A 16,111-nucleotide genomic window follows, 5' to 3' on the forward strand; every position below is an offset into this window, starting at 1 on the left:
GCTATGCGCACCCCCACCGGCGCCGTAAGCACCGTCTCGCCCATCGGTCCTTAGCGGCCGACGGATGCCTGGGGGGCTCCTGATGCTGAGTGCTCGGCGTAGCGCGCCCGCAGCTCCCGCTTGAGCACCTTCATGCTCGGCCCCAGCGGCAGCTCGTCCGCGAACTCCACCCGGCGCGGGTACTTGTGCCGCCCGAGGTGCTGCTTGGACCACTCGGTGACCCCGGCCGCGTCTGGCGTGGCGTCGGGCGTCGTGCTGGGGGCGCGCACGACCACGGCGCAGACCTCCTCGCCGTGCAGCTCGTCCGGGAGCCCGATGACGGCGACCTGGGCGATACCGGGGTGGCGCATCAGCACCTCCTCGACCTCCCGCGGATAGACGTTGTAGCCGCCCCGGATGATGACGTCCTTCTTCCGGTCGACGATCCTCAGGAACCCGTCCTCGTCCTTGGTGCCCAGGTCACCGGTGCGGAACCAGCCGTCGACAAGGGCCTGGGCCGTGGCCTCGGGGCGGCCGAGGTAGCCGGAGAAGACGTTGTGGCCGCGGACGACGACCTCGCCCAGCTCGCCGGTGGGCAGCAGTTCCACCGCGCCCTCGACCTCGGCGCGGGCGATCTCCACGTCGACGCCCCACAGGGGGTGGCCGATGGTGCCGGGCCTGGCGCCGAACACCGGCTGGTTCACGGCTGCCGCCGGGGAGGTCTCCGACAGCCCGTACCCCTCGTAGATCGTCGCCCCGAAGGCCGCCTCGAACCGCTCGAGCACCGCCACCGGCAGCGAGGCTCCGCCGGAGACGCACACCCGCAGTTTGGGCAGGGCCTCGGCGCCGGCCGCCGCTGCGGCGAGCGCGACGAACATGGTCGGCACCCCGTGGAAGGTGTTGACGCCCTCCTTCACCATCAGCTCGATGGCGCGCGCCGCGTCGAAGCGGGGCAGCAGGACGAGGGTGGCGCCCGCCCGCCAGGTGGAGTTCAGGGAGACGGTCTGGCCGAAGGCGTGGAAGAGGGGCAGCGCGCCGAGCGCCACGTCGTCGGGCCGGATGTCGTTGGCGTCGAAGGCGTTGACCGTCGCGTTCATCACCAGGTTGAAGTGGCTGAGCACGGCGCCCTTGGGGACGCCGGTCGTGCCGCTGGTGTAGAAGACGACCGCCGGGTCGTCGGCGTCGCGGGTGACGTACGCGGGCAGGGGCTCGGCCTGCTCGGCGAGCCCGCCGAACTCCTCGCCCAGCGTGACCATCCGTACGCCGGTCTCCCGCGCGGCGGCCGCTCCGGTCTCCGCCTGCGCCGGATGGCACAGCAGCAGGGTGGCGCCGCTGTCGCGCAGGACGTGCTCGACCTCGGCCGGGGACAGCAGCAGGTGCACCGGCACCACGACGGCTCCGGCCGCGGCGACGGCGTAGTACGCGATGGGGAAGTCGGCCGTGTTCGGTGCCATCAGCGCCACCCGGTCCCCGGGCCGGACGTCCAGGCCGGCGAGGGCACCGGCCTGGGCGCGGGCCCGCCGCCAGACCTCGGCGAAGGTCAGCCGCAGGTCGCCCTCGACGAGCGCCTCCTTGTCGGGACGGCGCCGGGCGTTCTCGGCGAGGACTGCGGCGACGGAGAGGGTTGCCATGGGGTGATGCTCCGTTTCCTTGCTGCGGCTCTGCAGAGGGGGTGGCTTGTGCGGCTGGGGGGGCGGGGCCTAGTGGCGTTCGACGAGGACCGCGCTGCCCTGCCCCACGCCCACGCACATCGTGGCCAGCCCGCGGCCGGCCCCGGTGCGGCGCATGCGGTGGAGCAGGGTGGTGAGGATGCGGGCGCCGGAGCAGCCGAGCGGGTGGCCCAGCGCGATGGCGCCGCCGGTGGGGTTGACCAGGTCCGGGTCGATGCCGAGCTGGTCGACGCAGGCGAGGGCCTGGGCGGCGAACGCCTCGTTGAACTCGGCATCGGCGATGTCGTCGACGCTCCAGCCGGCCCGGGCGAGGACCTTGCGGGTGGCGGGGACCGGGCCGATGCCCATGACGTCGGGGTGGACACCGGCCGAGCCGCCCGCGACATAGCGGCCGAGCGACTCCAGGCCGAGGTCGTTCAGGGCCTCCTCGCTGACCAGCAGGAGGCCGGCGGCGCCGTCGTTCATCGGGGAGGCGTTGCCCGCGGTGACCGTGCCGCCGGGGCGGAAGACCGGCCTCAGGCGGCCGAGCTTCTCCAGGGAGGTGTCCTCGCGGACGCACTCGTCGGAGTCGACGACCACGCCGTCGGGGCGCTCGACGGGAAGGATCTCGTCGTCGAAGTGGCCGCATTTCCGGGCCTCGGCGGCGAGGCGGTGGCTGCGCAGGGCGAACTCGTCCTGGCGCTCGCGCGGGACGCCGTACCGCTCGGCGACCTCCTCGGCCGTCTCCCCCATGGCGAGCAGGCCGTGCAGGTCCTTCATCGCCGGGTTGACCAGGCGCCAGCCGAGCCGGGTGTCGGCGGTCTCGATGCGGTGCGGCAGCGCCTCTTCGGGGCGCGGCAGCACGAAGGGGGCGCGGCTCATGGACTCGGAGCCGCCCGCCAGCACGACGTCGGCCTCGCCCGCGGCGATGGTGCGCGCGGCGGTGGTGACGGCTTCGAGGCCGGAGGCGCACAACCGGTTCACGGTGGCACCGGGCACGGTCTCGGGCAGGCCCGCGAGCAGGGCGGCCATGCGGGCGACGTTGCGGTTGTCCTCGCCCGCCTGGTTGGCGGCGCCCCAGTACACGTCGTCGACCCGGGCGGGGTCCAGCGCGGGTACGTCGGCGACCAGGCCCCGGATCACGGCGGCGGCGAGGTCGTCGGGCCGCACGGTGGACAGCGCGCCGCGCAGCTTGCCGATCGGGGTGCGGCGGGCGGCCGCGAAGTGGACGGGACGCACGAGGGACTCCTGACCGTCGTCGCGCGGTCGCCGGACGGCGCGCCGCCGCGTCGACCACCGCGAACCTTGATGAGCACTACCCTTAATTAGCACTGCTAGTTTTGGACTATAGACCGCCGGACCGGGTCCTGGGAAGATCCTCCGGAGGACCGTCGCCGACGCAGCCGGAGGAGACATGGCCGAGGCCCGCGAGCACACGCTGACCGGAACGCGCGGGCGGATCCGCGTCCGCGAGTGGCCCGCCGGGCGTCCCCGCCATGTCGCGCTGCTGGTCCACGGCTACGGCGAGCACACCGGGCGCTACGCGGAGGTGGCCGGCGTCCTCACCGGCCACGGCGCGGCGGTCTACGCGCCGGACCACACCGGGCACGGGCGCTCGGACGGCGAGCGGGTGGTCGTCGAGGACTTCGAGGACGTGGTCACCGACGTGCACGCCGTGGCCGGCCTCGCCCGTGCCGCCAACCCCGGCCTGCCGGTCGTCATGATCGGCCACTCCATGGGCGGCCTCATCGCCTCCCGCTACGCCCAGCGCCACCCCGGCGAGCTGACGGCGCTGGTGCTGTCGGGGCCGGTCATCGGCGACTGGGAGCTGCCGCGCCGGCTGCTCGCCCTGGAGGAGATCCCCGACACCCCGATCAGCCCGGCCTCGCTCTCCCGCGACCCGGCGGTGGGAGCGGCGTACGCGGCGGACCCGCTGGTGTGGCACGGGCCGATGAAGCGGCCGACGCTCCAGGCGTTCGTGCGGACGCTGGAGACCGTGGCCGAGGGCGGCGACGTCGGCCGGCTGCCGCTGCTGTGGGTGCACGGCGACGACGACCGGCTGGTGCCGTTGCCCGGCAGCCGCGTCGGCGTCGAGTCGCTGAACGGCGGCGGCCTGACCGAGCGGATCTACCCGGGCGCCCGGCACGAGGTCTTCAACGAGACCAACCGGGCGGAGGTGTTCGCCGACCTCACCCGATTCCTGGACGGCGTGCTCGCACGCTGAGGCCGCGAGCCGGGTCCGTGCGGGGCCCCCGGGCGTTTGCCCCCGCGCCCCATGGGCACCCGCGCCCGCATGGAGTGGTTGCGCCGCGCCGCCTGCGTGGATGAGGACCCCGATCTGTTCTTCCCGGTGGGCACCGCCGGACCCGCCCTGCGGGACACGGCGGCCGCCAAACGCGTCTGCGCCAGATGCCCGGTGACCCCCGAGTGCCTGGCCTTCGCCCTGGAGTCGGGGCAGACGTCGGGCGTGTGGGGCGGCACCGACGAGGCGGAGCGCGCGGCCCTGCTCCGGCTGACCGCGCAACACGCACGTACGCACGACGAAATGAGGGACACCTCATGGCCGACGCCCTCGAACTCGACGCGCTGTGGGAGGACTTCCACCGCGTGGTGAACATGACCTCCGCGGAACTCGCGGACTGGCTCCGGGTGCGCGACTCCGGCGAGCTGACCGAGCCGCTGCCGGACGACGCCGGACCGCCGCTGGGACAGCACGTCCTCGCGATCCTGCAGAAGCGGCGTACCGACCTGACCGAGGACGACCTGCGGGCGATGCGCAAGGTCGTGGACACCGTGACCTCGCAGACCGACCTGGAGAACGAGCCCGTATCCGACGACACCCGGCTGCGGCACCGGCTCATGACGGTCGGTCACGACCCGCTGAAGCCGTGACGGCGGACCGCGGCCAACGCCGGACCGTGCGCGAACTCGTCGACGCGCACGGGCGGACGTACGCCGAGGAGGCGGGCATCCGGCTGAAGGACACCCCGCAGCCGCTCTACCGGCTGCTGGTCCTCGCGCACCTGCTCAGCGCCCGCATCAGCGCCTCCATCGCGGTCGCCGCCGCCCGCGCCCTGAGCGAGGCGGGACTGCGCGACCCGCGCCGCATGACCGACGCCACCTGGCAGGAGCGGGTGGACGCGCTCGGCCGGGGCGGCTACCGGCGCTACGACGAGCGCACCGCCACCCAGCTCGGCGAGGCCGCCGAACTGCTGATCGAGCGGTGGGGCGGCGACCTGCGCCGGCTCCGCGACGAGGCGGACGGCGACGTCTCGCAGGTGCGGCGGCTGCTCCAGGAGTTCCCCGGTGTGGGACCGACCGGCGCGGACATCTTCCTGCGGGAGGTCCAGCTGGTCTGGCCGCAGGCGGGGCCCCGCCTGGACCGCAAGGCCCTCCAGGGCGCGGAGCGGCTCGGCCTGCCCGGGGACCGGGACCGGCTGCTGTCCCTCGCCGGGAAGGAGACGGAACCCGCCGTCCTCGCGGCCGCGCTGGTGCGTGCGGCGGTGGACAAGGACGTGGCCGAGGACACCCTCGACCGCGTCGGCTGAGCGCGCCGGGTCCCGCGGTCCGTGCCCGTCGCGGACCCGCGGCTCCGCCGGGCCGCGCCGGTCACCCGAACAGGCCCGTGCGCTGGTGCGCCCCCGGCCCCGGTGATGCGCTGAGGACACCGTTTCCCGTCCCAGGAGGCATCCCGCGATGAGCCGTCGTCCGTCCCACCCCGTCCGTCTCCTGGCCTCCGCCCTGGCGGCGGGCGCGCTGCTGACCACCGCGGCCTGCTCGGACGGCGGCCGGTCGCAGAGCTCCTCGGACACCGCCGCCGAACAGGCCGGGGTCGCCCCGGAGAACGCGGCGAAGCAGACCCCGAGCGGCTCGCCCACGACCTCCCCCACCGGCTCCCCCAGTGCCTCCCCCACGACCCTCACCGAGGCCGGTGCCAAGGCCGCCCTGCTCACCGAGGCCGACCTGGAGGGCGACTGGAACCAGGTCCAGGACGCGGACAAGTGGCGCGACCGGCTGCTCGTCGGCAAGGTCGACGTGGCCGACTTCCTCACCGCGAAGTCCGAGGCGACGGACTGCCAGGCACTGCTGGACGCCCTCTACGGCGACGACCTGCTGGGCGACCCCTCCGGGCCGTCCGCCCTCACCGGCTTCGAGCAGGGCGACTCCCGGCTGCTCGAACAGGTCGCCGGGTACGACCGAGCCGGTCTGGACGCCCGGATGAAGTGGCTGCGGACCCTGCCGGACACCTGCGACGAGTTCACCGCCACCGGCTCCGGGGGCACCGAGCGCACGGTCCAGGTGACCGAGGCCTCGGTGCCCGACGTGGGCGACGCCCGCACGGGGCTGCGGGTGACCGTGCAGGGCGACGCCGGCGACGGTCCGGCCACGCTCACCCTGGACATCGCCACGGTCCGCGTCGACACCTCCGCCGTCACCGTCACGGGTGGCGGACTCGACGGCGGCCGGACCGACTCCGTCGAACAGGCGGTGCGCCAGGGCACCGAGCGCCTGCGGACGGTCCTGGACGGCGGCACCCCCTCGCCCCAGCCCGCCGACCTGGACTGACCGCGCCGGGCTCCACCACGTCGTGCGCAGATCCGATGAAACCCGGACAGGGTGATCACCGGGCGGCACAATGGTGCGCGACGGACGGGCGCACGCGCGAAGGAGCCGAGACGTGAGCGACAGCGATCCCGTGCCCGGCGGGCGCCCCGGCGAGGTCGAGCGGGCCACCGCGCTGACCGGCGAGCTGACCGGACGGGGCGTGCACGGCGTGGTGCTGGCGTACGTCGACACCGCCGGGATCGCCCGGGTGAAGACCGTGCCCACCGCAAGGCTCGCCGCGGCCGCGGCCTGGGGCGTCGGCATGTCGCCGGTGTTCGACACCTTCCTGGCCGACGACTCGATCGTCACCACGGACGTCCTCGGCTCCCCCGACGGCGACCTGCGCCTCTACCCCGACCTCGACCGGCTGACCGTGCTGGCGGCGCAGCCCGGCTGGGCGTGGGCGCCGGTCGACCGGATCACGCAGGAGGGCGCACCGCACCCGGCGTGCGGCCGCACCGTCCTGCGCCGCACCGTGGCCGGGGCCGCCGAGCGGCACGGCATCACCTTCAGGGCCGCCGTCGAGATCGAGTGGGCCGTGGGCCGGGGCGACGCGGACGGCGACGCGTTCGTCCCGGCGGTGTCAGGACCGGCGTACGGTGCCGCCCGCCAGGTGGAGTTGAGCGACTGCGCCGCCGATCTGCTGGCGGCGCTCGCGGCGCAGGGCGTGGAGGTGGAGCAGTTCCATCCCGAGTACGCGGCGGGGCAGTTCGAGGTCTCGGTGGGCGCGCTCGACCCGGTGGCGGCGGCCGACCGCAGCGTCCTGGTGCGGCAGACGATCCGGGCGGTGTGCCGGCGGCACGGGCTGCGGGTCTCCTTCGCCCCGACGGTCCTCGGACAGGGCGTCGGCAACGGCGGGCACCTCCACCTCTCCGCCTGGCGCGGCGGCGAGAACCTGCACGCGGGCGGCGCGGGCCGGTACGGCATGACCGCCGCGGCCGAGTCCTTCGTGGCCGGAGTCCTCGGCCACCTCCCGGCGCTCACCGCGATGACCGCGCCGAGCCCGGCCAGCCGGCTGCGGCTGCGCCCCTCGCAGTGGGCCGGGGTGTTCACGGCCTGGGGCCGGGAGACCCGTGAGGCCGCGCTGCGCATCGTCACCGGCACCACCGGGGTCCGCGACCGCGCGGCGAACCTGGAGGTCAAGCCGGTCGACCTGGCCGCCAACCCGTACCTCGCCCTCGCCTCGGTGATCGCCGCCGGCCTGGACGGGCTCTCCTCGTCGGCGCCGCTGCCCGAGGAGACCACCGGCGACCCGGCCCGGCTCGGCGCCACCGAGGCGGCGGCCCGGGGTGTGCGGCGGCTGCCGGTCACGCTCATGGAGTCGGTGGAGGCCTTCCGTGCCGACGGCGTACTGCGCGAGGCACTGGGTCCGGTGCTGGCCGACGCGGTGATCGCCGTACGGCTGGGCGAGGCGGGGGCGGTCGAAGGGCTGGACGACGACGGTGTGGCGGCGGCCTACCGGTGGAAGTACTGAGATGGCCGCCGGGCCCGTGCACGAGCGGCTCGCCGCGCTGGAGCTGGTGGACCACCACTGCCACGGCGCCGTCACCGGGGACCTGGACCGCGCGGGCTTCGAGTCCCTGCTCACCGAGGGCGAGGCGTGGCCCGGCGTCTCCCCCTTCGACAGCCCCGCCGGCCTCGCCGTGCGCCGCCACTGCGCGCCCCTGCTGGGTCTGCCGCGCCACTCCCCCGCCGACGTGTACCTGGCCCGCCGGGCGGAACTGGGCGCCGCCGAGGTCAACCGGCGGTTCCTGCGGGCCGCGCGCACCGGCGTGTTCTGTGTGGACACGGGGTACGCCCCGCACCGCGTGACCGCCCCGGCCGAGCTGGCCGGGGCGGCGGGCGCGAGGGCGTACGAGGTGGTCCGGCTGGAGGGCGTCGCGGAGGCGGTGGCGGCGGCCGGTGTCGAACCGGACGCGTACGCGCGGGCGTTCCGCACCGCCGCGTGGGAGGCGGTACGACAGCCCGGCGTGGTCGGCGTCAAGTCGGTGGCGGCCTACCGCACCGGGTTCGACCTGGACCCGTCCCGTCCCTCGCCCGCCGAGGTCACCGAGGCGGCCCGGCGCTGGCTCGCGCGCGGCGGCGGCCGGCTCGACGATCCGGTGCTGACGAGACACCTGCTGTGGACCGCCGTGGACCTCGGGCGGCCGCTGCAACTGCACACCGGGTTCGGCGACGGCGACATCCGCCTGCACCGGGTGGACCCCACCCTGCTGACCGACTGGCTGCACCTGACCGCCGGCACGATCCCGGTCCTGCTGCTGCACTGCTGGCCCTACCAGCGCCAGGCGGCCTATCTGTCCGCGGTCTTCGAGCGGGTCTACCTCGACGTGGGACTGACCCTGCACCACGTCGGCCCCGCGCGGGCGGGCGCGGTCCTCGCGGAGGCACTGGAGATCACCCCGTTCCGCAAGCTGCTCCACAGCTCCGACGCCTATGGCCTGGCCGAGTTCCACCACTTGGGGGCGCTGGTCTTCCGGCAGGGGCTGGCCGGGCTGCTGCAGGAGCGGCTGGACGCCGACGAGCTGTCCCTCCCGGACGCGCTGCGCCTGGTCCGCTGGGTGGGGCGGGACAATGCCCGGCGGGTCTACCGGCTGCCCGGTGGTCCGGCGGACGACGGCTGAGCGGCGTGGGACGGGTCACAGTCCCGGAGCGCCGCCCAGGAAGCACGAACGGCTGAAAGTATGATCAAGCGATGTCTGACATGACCGAAACCACGCCGGGCTGGCTGACGAGCGACGAACTCGAAATGGCGCGCGCCCGCATGCCGATCCTGTACGTCGAGGCCGTGCCCGTGCGGGTGGACGACAGCGGCGAAGTCACCAGCGTCGGTCTGCTCCTGCGCATCGGACCGGACGGGACGGTCAGCCGGACGCTGGTCTCCGGCCGGGTGCTGCACCACGAGCGGGTCCGGGACGCCCTGCTGCGCCACCTGGAGAAGGACCTCGGCCCGGTGGCGCTGCCCCGGGTGCCGGCCTCGCTCCAGCCGTTCACGGTGGCCGAGTACTTCCCGACGCACGGTGTCACGCCGTACCACGACCCCCGGCAGCACGCGGTCTCGCTCGCCTACGTCGTACCGGTGACCGGTGACTGCCGGCCGCGCCAGGACGCCCTCGACCTGGTCTGGTTCGATCCGCGCGAGGCCCTGTCCGAGGCGGTGCGCAGCGAGATGCCGGGCGGGCACGGGGTGCTGCTGAAGCAGGCACTGGCGCACGTGGGCTGCGTGGACTGAGCCCGCCCCCGGCCCGGGGCTACTCCTCCCGCCGTTCCTCGTGGCTGAGCTGCGGGTCCAGGTCGTCCCTGAGCAGGCCCCGGGAGCCCGTCTGCCCGGTGCGGTAGGCGGACCGGGCCACCAGGTGGGAGGCGACCGGGCCGGTGAGGAACTGGAAGAAGACGATGAGCGCGAGGGTGCCCACGTCGGTGCCGTGGCGCAGCCTCAGCGCCACCCCGGCGAGGGCGAGGAGCATCCCGAGGGTCTGCGGTTTGGTGGCGGCGTGGCTGCGGGAGAGCACGTCGGGGAAGCGGAGCATCCCGATCACACCGAGCAGGCACTGCAGGCAGCCGAGGAACAGCAGGACGGTCCCGGCCAGGTCGGCGGCCTCGGCCCAGGCGTTCACCGGTGGTCCTGCCTGCCGTCCGCCCGCACGGAGGGCCGGTCGCGTGGGGCGATGAAGCGGGCGATGCCCACCGAGCCGGTGAATCCGAGGAAGGCGAGCACCAGCATCACGGGGAAGTAGAAGGAGTCGCGGTCGTGGGCGGCCTTGACTCCGATGCCGGCGATGATGAGCGCCGCGGCCACGTCCAGCGCGACGGCGCGGTCCAGCATCGAGGGGCCGTACCAGATCCGGTACAGCAGCAGTGCGCCGGCGACGAGGATCATCGCGAGCGAGGCGACGAGCAGGGCGTCTTCGACGGCGTGCAGAGTGGTCACGACGGGGGCTCACCTTCCGGTACGGGACGGGCGGCGTCGGCGATGTCCTCGGCTGTGCCGAAGGCGCGGGCGACGAGTTCCTCCATGCGCCATACCTGCCGCTGGGCGCCCTCGGTCTCGCCGGGTTCGCCCGCGTCGAGGACGTGCAGGAACAGGGTGGCCGTCGAGCGGCGCACCTCGATCACGGAGCCACCGGGGACGTTGGAGACGGCGACGGCGGTGGCCGTCAGCATGAGGTCGCTGCGCACCCGCAGTGGGACGGCCACGACCGCCGCGTGGTAGGGGCCCTTGGCGAGGATCTGCCGGGTGACCTCGACGCTGGAGGAGAACATGTCGTACAGCAGGTAGGCCGCCAGGCGCAGGATTCCCAGGGGGCGCAGCCTGAGGCCGATGTCCACGGCGGGCAGCGGGAAGGCCAGGCACAGGCAGACCGCCACGAGGACGCCGTTGACGAGGTTGGCCCAGGAGGGGGTGCCCCACAGCAGGATCCAGATGACGGTGAGCCAGCCGACGAGCGGCAGGTCGAGCACGCGCCGGCCGCGCCCGACACGGAAGGACCAGCTGTAGGGGGAACGGTCGCGGAAGAGGTCGCTCACCGGCCGAGCACCGCCTCGATGTAGGGGGTACGGGCGAGGAGTTCGGTGGCGGCGGCCTGGGTGAAGGTGGTGAGGGGGCCGCCCAGCACGGTGTACGACAGGCCGAGGGCGACGGCGGCGCCGGTGGCCGCCGGCATCGGCCAGGGCAGCCGTTTGGTGGTGGTGATGGACTGCCCGAGGAAGCCGGCGGTGACCACGGCGCCCGCGGGCACCGGCAGTCCGCTCCCCGACCCGGTGGGCCTTTCCTCCTCGTCGTCGCCCGTCTCGTCGTCCTCGGCCGACTCCAGCACGACGCCCTCCTCCTCGGCCCCCGGTGGTGCGTCGCGCCAGAAGGCGAGGTTCCAGACCTTGGCCATGACGTAGAGAGTGAGCAGGCTGGTGGCGGCGGACCCGGCGACGAGTGCCCAGGCCCAGCCGCCGCCGTCGGCGACGCCCGCCCGCATCAGGCCGAGCTTGCCGATGAAGCCGGACAGCGGCGGGATGCCCGCGAGGTTCATGGCGGGCACGAAGAACAGCACGGCGAGCAGCGGCGCCGTCTTCGCCAGGCCGCCCAGGCGGGTGAGTTCCGTGGTGCCGTCGCGCCGCTCGATGAGCCCGGCGACGAGGAACAGGGTGGTCTGCACGGTGATGTGGTGGGCCACGTACACGATCGCCCCGGCGATCGAACCGCGCCCCGCGAGGGCGATGCCGAAGACCATGAAGCCGATGTGGCTGATGAGGGTGAAGGACAGCACCCGCTTCAGGTCGGTCTGGGCGACCGCGCCGAGGATGCCGACGGCCATGGAGGCGAGCGCGGCGAGCATCAGCAGGTCGCCGAGGCGGTGGCCGGGGAAGAGCAGGGTCTGGGTGCGCAGCATCGAGTACACGCCGACCTTGGTCAGCAGTCCGGCGAAGACCGCGGTGACGGGTGCGGGGGCGGTGGGGTAGGAGTCGGGCAGCCAGGCCGCGAGCGGGAACACCGCCGCCTTGATCGCGAAGACCGTCAGCAGCATCGCCTCCAGCAGGGTGCGCACCCCGAGCGGCACCTCCTGCAGCCGCTCGGCGAGCTGGGCGAGGTTAACGGTGCCCGCGACCGCGTAGGTCATGGCGATGGCGATCAGGAAGAGCACCGAGGAGAACAGCGAGATGATCACGTACGTCGATCCGGCCCGGACCCGGGTCGCGGTGCCGCCGATGGTGAGCAGGACGAAGCTCGCGACGAGCATGATCTCGAAGCCGACGTAGAGGTTGACGAGGTCGCCGGCGAGGAAGGTGCACGAGACGCCCGCCACGAGGATGAGGTAGGCGGGGTGGAAGACCCCGACCGGCGCCTGGTCGTCGCGGTCGGCCATGCCCTGGCCCAGCGAGTACACCAGGACGAGCAGGGTGACGGCGCTGGAGACGGTGAGCATCAGACCCGCCAGCCGGTCGGCGACCAGGGTGATGCCGACCGGCGGTGCGAAGTCGCCGAGGTGCACGGTGAGCGGGCCGTGGCGGTCGGCGGCGACCATGAGGAGGATGGAGAGCACCAGGACCGCGCCGAGCACGGCGATGCTGATGAAGCGCTGGAACCGGTGCAGCCGGGGCCCGATGGCCAGCTTCAGGCCGGTGACGCACAGGGGCAGCAGGACGGGGAGCGGGACGAGCGCGTTCACCTGGTTCCTTCCGTGCCGGCGCCCCCGGGGTCGTCGGGCTGGTCGGGCGGCGGGTGGCAGGAGTCCTCGCCGGGGAGCGAGTCGGGCTCGCGGCCGGTCTCCTCGGGGTCGTTGGAGGGCCCGGCGACGCGCGCCGGGGCGGGCCCGGGGCGGCCGGCCGCGTCGGTGGAGCCCAGCTCGCGGCCTTCCCGGTAGTCCTCGGGGTCGGCACCGAGGATGTCGTTCCAGAGATTCCCGGACACGTCGTTGGCGCGGGCCTGGTAGGCGCGTTCCTCGCGGACCCGCCGGCGCAGCCGTCTGCGGGCGGCGCGGTAGCGCGCGCGCTGTTCGGCGTCGGCGCCGCCGTCCTCGGCGCGGGCCTCGCGGTAGCGGTCGCGGAGTTCGCCGCGCCGGTCGAGGAACTCGGCGCGCAGGGCGACCAGCCGGTCCTCGGTGTCGTCGCTGATCTCGTCGGAGCCGGTGACCTGGTGGCTGCGGTAGGCCATGGCGAGCAGGAAGGCGGTGGTGGCGAGGGTGATGACGATCGCGGTCAGAGCGATGGCCTGGGGCAGCGGGTCGGTGACGCGGTTGCGGATGATGTGCGGGTAGAGCAGCGGTGCGTCGCCCGCGCTGCCGGTGGCGGCGAGGACCAGCAGGTTGACGCCGTTGCCGAGGACGACGGCGCCGAGCAGGATCCGGGTCAGGGAGCGGGTCAGCAGCAGGCTGGCGCCGACGGCGTTGAGGACGGCGGCCGCCACCAGCAGGGACAGGCTCACGGTCATGCCCGGCCCGCCTCCGGGCGCGGGGCGGCCCGCTCGATCTGGCGGTCGATCCGGGCGCCGAGGGCCCGCACGATGTCCAGGACCACGCCGAGCACCAGCAGGTAGACCCCGCAGTCGAAGAGGACGGCGGTGGACAGGTGGGCGTCGCCCCACACCGGCAGGTGGCCGTGCCAGGTCCAGCCGTGCAGCACGGTGCCCTCGCCGAGGCCGCCGAGCCCGACCCCGGTGGACAGGAACAGACCGAGGCCGGTGAACACGCCCGGTTTGAAGGGCACGGCGTCGGCGAGTTCGTGGCGGCCGCCGGCCAGGTAGCGGGCGATGAAGGCGACGCCCGCGGTCAGTCCCGCGACGAAGCCGCCGCCCGGCAGGTTCTCCGCGCACAGCAGCAGGTAGACGGAGAGGACGAGGACGGGGTGGAAGATGAGGCGGGCGACCACTTCGAGGACGAGGCTGCGGCGCTCGGGGGCGAGGGTGGCGCTGGCGGCGAGCCAGGTCCGCTCGGGTGCGCCCTCGTCGCCGCTGGGCAGCCCCGCCGACTCGTACCGGCTCGCCCGCCAGGCGGTGCGCAGTCCGGCGTGCGGGTGGTCCCCGGGCAGCGGCAGTACGGGCTGCTCGGCGCCGTCGGCGCGGCGGTGCAGGTAGATGAGGCTGGTGACGCCGATCGCGGCGGCGGCGAGCACCGCGGACTCGCCCATGGTGTCCCAGGCCCGCAGGTCGACCAGGATCGTCGCGACGACGTCCTTCAGCCCGTGGTGCGCGGTCTCCTCGACCATCGCCGCTCCCGCGCTGTCGGCCCGGCGGTGCCCCGCCATGATCCAGACGACGACGGCGACGGCGGCGCCGCCCGCGAGGGCCACCGGCATCCTCACCAGCCGCCGCCACCGGCTGAAGTTCTCCTCGAAGCGCACCGGCATCCGGCGCAGCACCAGCACGAAGACGATCATCGAGACGGTCTCCACGCAGAACTGGGTGAGCGCGAGGTCGGGCGCGCCCTGCGCGACGAAGAGCAGCGCGGTGCCGTATCCGGTCAGGCCGGCGAACACGACCGCCTTCATCCGGCGCCGCACACCCAGGCACAGCAGGGCCGCCGCGCAGGTCAGCAGGGCGACGGCGGCCTGGGCGGGGTGGTCCCACAGGCGTGGGGCGGGCACCGCGGCCCAGGGTTCGTCCGCGACGAGCACGGCGATCTGCCCGGCGAGGACCACGCTCATGGTCGTCACCAGGTACACCGACAGCGAGCCCCGCTGCACCAGTCCGGTGCACTGCAGGGCGGTGCGCTCCAGGGCGAGCAGCAGCCGTCCGAAGACGAGGTCCGCGGAGCGCCAGGCGACGGCCTGGCCGGCCCGCTGGACGGGTCCCGCGGCGAGGAACAGCAGGACCCCGCCCGCCCAGGCCGCGCCTGACAGGGCGAGCGCGGTGCCCGCTCCGTGCCACAGCGCCAGGTGGTACGGGTGCGCGGGCGCCGGGAACTGCCCGGCGTAGGTGCCGAGGAGGTCCTGGAGCCAGGGCACTCCGGGGCCGAGGACGACACAGGCCAGGGCGAGCACGGCGGGCGGCGCCAGGAAGGCCGCCGGGACCCGGTGCGCGTCGGTGTCGGGGAGGCCGGGCTTGCGGGCGAAGGCACCCCACAGGTAGCGCAGGGTGTAGGCGGTGGTCAGGGCGGAGCCGACGACGGCCGCGGCGAGCGCCCAGCGGTCGCCGGTGCCGCCGTCCAGGAGCGCCTGGAAGGCGGCCTCCTTGGCGGTGAAGCCGAGCAGGGGCGGCACCGCGGCCATGGAGGCCCCGGCGATCACGGCGACGGCGCACACGGCGGGCAGCCGGCGTCCGAGACCGGAGAGCTTGCGCAGGTCGCGGGTGCCGGTGGCGTGGTCGACGATGCCGGTGACCAGGAAGAGCGGTGCCTTGAACAGGGCGTGCCCGAGGATCATGGCGGTGGCGGCGAGGCCGGTGTCGTAGCGGCCCGCGCCGGTGAGGACGGCGAGGAAGCCGAGTTGACTGACGGTTCCGTAGGCGAGGACGAGTTTCAGGTCGTACAGCCGCAGCGCCCGCCAGCCGCCCAGCAGCATCGTCACCGAGCCGAGGACGAGCAGGAGCGGGCGCCAGGGCGTGACGTCGGCGAAGGCGGGGGCGAGTCGGGCGACGAGGTAGACGCCCGCCTTGACCATCGCGGCGGCGTGCAGGTAGGCGCTGACGGGGGTGGGGGCGGCCATGGCGTTGGGCAGCCAGAGGCTGAACGGCCAGATCGCGGACTTGGACAGGGCGCCGACGAGGATCAGCACGACCGCCGTGGACAGCGCCGCCGACGGGGACGGCGGGTCGGCCAGGATCGCCGAGATGCGGTACGTGCCCGCCTCGTGCCCCAGGAGCAGGAAGCCGACGAGCATCGTCAGTCCGCCGAGCGCGGTGACCGTCAGGGCCTGCAGGGCACTGCGCCGGTTCCGCTTGTGGTCGCTGGTCTGGCCGATCAGCAGGTAGGAGAAGACGGTCGTCAGTTCCCAGAAGATGTAGAGCAGGATCAGGTCGTCGGCGAGGACCAGACCGAGCATCGCCCCGGCGAAGGCGAGGAGGTTCCCGGCGAACCTGCCGAGCTGTCGCGAGCGGTCGTCGAAGTAGGAGGCGCAGTAGACCAGGACGAGGGTGCCCACGCCCGCGGCGAGCAGCACCATGAGTTCGGCCAGGGCGTCCAGCCGCAGCGCCCAGTCCACGTGGTACGACGGCAGCCAGCGCCACACGACGGTGTCCGCGCCGCCCGCGGCCGTCGTGCTCCACCGGGTGGCGGCCCAGGCGGTCGCCGCGGCGGGCGGCAGGGCCAGTACGAGGAAGGCACGGGTTCCGCACCGTCTCACCAACGGCGCGGCGAACAGCGCGAGCGCGAAGTGGCAGAGGATGAGCGCGGACACCCGACAGTGATATATCGGGCATCTCGCCCGAGCGGCCAGGCACGCCGCAGGCAGAA

At 74.2% G+C, this 16,111-nt stretch carries 16 protein-coding genes; 8 read left to right on the forward strand and 8 right to left on the reverse strand.

Annotated elements, in window-relative coordinates:
• Window positions 1–50: 50 nt before the first annotated feature.
• Together ACZ6IM_RS27530 and ACZ6IM_RS27535 are read right to left on the reverse strand one after the other, a co-directional pair.
• On the reverse strand, window positions 51–1,610 hold the full coding sequence (locus tag ACZ6IM_RS27530; RefSeq protein ID WP_469559919.1) for a long-chain-fatty-acid--CoA ligase: 1,560 nt from the start codon (window positions 1,608–1,610) through the stop codon (window positions 51–53).
• Between the two features lie 69 nt (window positions 1,611–1,679).
• Window positions 1,680–2,867, reverse strand: coding sequence for a thiolase family protein (locus ACZ6IM_RS27535; protein ID WP_052841962.1), 1,188 nt, complete (start codon window positions 2,865–2,867; stop codon window positions 1,680–1,682).
• A gap of 175 nt (window positions 2,868–3,042) precedes the next feature.
• On the opposite strand from ACZ6IM_RS27535, the gene ACZ6IM_RS27540 reads away from it, so the two are divergent.
• The 8 genes from ACZ6IM_RS27540 to ACZ6IM_RS27575 all read left to right on the forward strand — a co-directional run bounded on the left by ACZ6IM_RS27540 (window position 3,043) and on the right by ACZ6IM_RS27575 (window position 9,465).
• Window positions 3,043–3,852 carry an alpha/beta hydrolase gene (locus tag ACZ6IM_RS27540; protein ID WP_469559922.1) on the forward strand — a complete coding sequence of 270 codons (810 nt, stop codon included), beginning with the start codon at window positions 3,043–3,045 and terminating at the stop codon, window positions 3,850–3,852.
• Between the two features lie 69 nt (window positions 3,853–3,921).
• Window positions 3,922–4,242: a WhiB family transcriptional regulator gene (locus ACZ6IM_RS27545; RefSeq protein WP_469559925.1), complete on the forward strand. Its 321-nt coding sequence runs from the start codon at window positions 3,922–3,924 to the stop codon at window positions 4,240–4,242.
• Window positions 4,188–4,520, forward strand: coding sequence for a DUF3140 domain-containing protein (locus ACZ6IM_RS27550; protein ID WP_052841964.1), 333 nt, complete (start codon window positions 4,188–4,190; stop codon window positions 4,518–4,520). The genes ACZ6IM_RS27545 and ACZ6IM_RS27550 overlap by 55 nt, the downstream gene beginning before the upstream one ends.
• Complete coding sequence (locus ACZ6IM_RS27555; protein WP_469559928.1) at window positions 4,517–5,176, forward strand: HhH-GDP family DNA glycosylase; 660 nt, start codon at window positions 4,517–4,519, stop codon at window positions 5,174–5,176. Before ACZ6IM_RS27550 ends, ACZ6IM_RS27555 begins: the two co-directional genes overlap by 4 nt.
• 148 nt (window positions 5,177–5,324) lie before the next feature.
• The gene (locus tag ACZ6IM_RS27560; RefSeq protein ID WP_469559931.1) at window positions 5,325–6,194 is read left to right on the forward strand and encodes a hypothetical protein; all 870 of its coding nucleotides are present in this window, start codon (window positions 5,325–5,327) and stop codon (window positions 6,192–6,194) included.
• A gap of 112 nt (window positions 6,195–6,306) precedes the next feature.
• A complete protein-coding gene (locus tag ACZ6IM_RS27565; RefSeq protein WP_469559934.1) occupies window positions 6,307–7,707 on the forward strand; it encodes a type I glutamate--ammonia ligase in 1,401 nt (466 codons plus the stop codon).
• A 1-nt stretch (window position 7,708) separates the two neighbouring features.
• Window positions 7,709–8,857, forward strand: a complete 1,149-nt coding sequence (locus ACZ6IM_RS27570) for an amidohydrolase family protein (protein WP_469559937.1) — start codon at window positions 7,709–7,711, stop codon at window positions 8,855–8,857.
• Between the two features lie 80 nt (window positions 8,858–8,937).
• Complete coding sequence (locus ACZ6IM_RS27575) at window positions 8,938–9,465, forward strand: NUDIX hydrolase family protein (protein WP_030189470.1); 528 nt, start codon at window positions 8,938–8,940, stop codon at window positions 9,463–9,465.
• A gap of 19 nt (window positions 9,466–9,484) precedes the next feature.
• Here ACZ6IM_RS27575 and mnhG read toward each other — a convergent pair whose 3' ends face one another.
• The 6 genes from mnhG to ACZ6IM_RS27605 are packed head-to-tail and all read right to left on the reverse strand — an operon-like array spanning window position 9,485 to window position 16,055.
• Window positions 9,485–9,850, reverse strand: a complete 366-nt coding sequence (mnhG, locus tag ACZ6IM_RS27580; protein ID WP_052841969.1) for a monovalent cation/H(+) antiporter subunit G — start codon at window positions 9,848–9,850, stop codon at window positions 9,485–9,487.
• Window positions 9,847–10,164, reverse strand: a complete 318-nt coding sequence (locus tag ACZ6IM_RS27585) for an MrpF/PhaF family protein (RefSeq protein WP_052841970.1) — start codon at window positions 10,162–10,164, stop codon at window positions 9,847–9,849. The genes mnhG and ACZ6IM_RS27585 overlap by 4 nt, the downstream gene beginning before the upstream one ends.
• Window positions 10,161–10,760 (reverse strand): Na+/H+ antiporter subunit E, encoded by a 600-nt coding sequence (locus tag ACZ6IM_RS27590; RefSeq protein ID WP_052841971.1) that lies wholly within the window; start codon window positions 10,758–10,760, stop codon window positions 10,161–10,163. The genes ACZ6IM_RS27585 and ACZ6IM_RS27590 overlap by 4 nt, the downstream gene beginning before the upstream one ends.
• Window positions 10,757–12,394: a Na+/H+ antiporter subunit D gene (locus ACZ6IM_RS27595; protein WP_469559942.1), complete on the reverse strand. Its 1,638-nt coding sequence runs from the start codon at window positions 12,392–12,394 to the stop codon at window positions 10,757–10,759. Before ACZ6IM_RS27595 ends, ACZ6IM_RS27590 begins: the two co-directional genes overlap by 4 nt.
• Window positions 12,391–13,155: a Na(+)/H(+) antiporter subunit C gene (locus ACZ6IM_RS27600; RefSeq protein WP_052841973.1), complete on the reverse strand. Its 765-nt coding sequence runs from the start codon at window positions 13,153–13,155 to the stop codon at window positions 12,391–12,393. The genes ACZ6IM_RS27595 and ACZ6IM_RS27600 overlap by 4 nt, the downstream gene beginning before the upstream one ends.
• On the reverse strand, window positions 13,152–16,055 hold the full coding sequence (locus tag ACZ6IM_RS27605; protein WP_052841974.1) for a Na+/H+ antiporter subunit A: 2,904 nt from the start codon (window positions 16,053–16,055) through the stop codon (window positions 13,152–13,154). The genes ACZ6IM_RS27600 and ACZ6IM_RS27605 overlap by 4 nt, the downstream gene beginning before the upstream one ends.
• Window positions 16,056–16,111 lie beyond the last annotated feature (56 nt).

This window comes from Streptomyces sp. NPDC042336, from assembly GCF_055581985.1.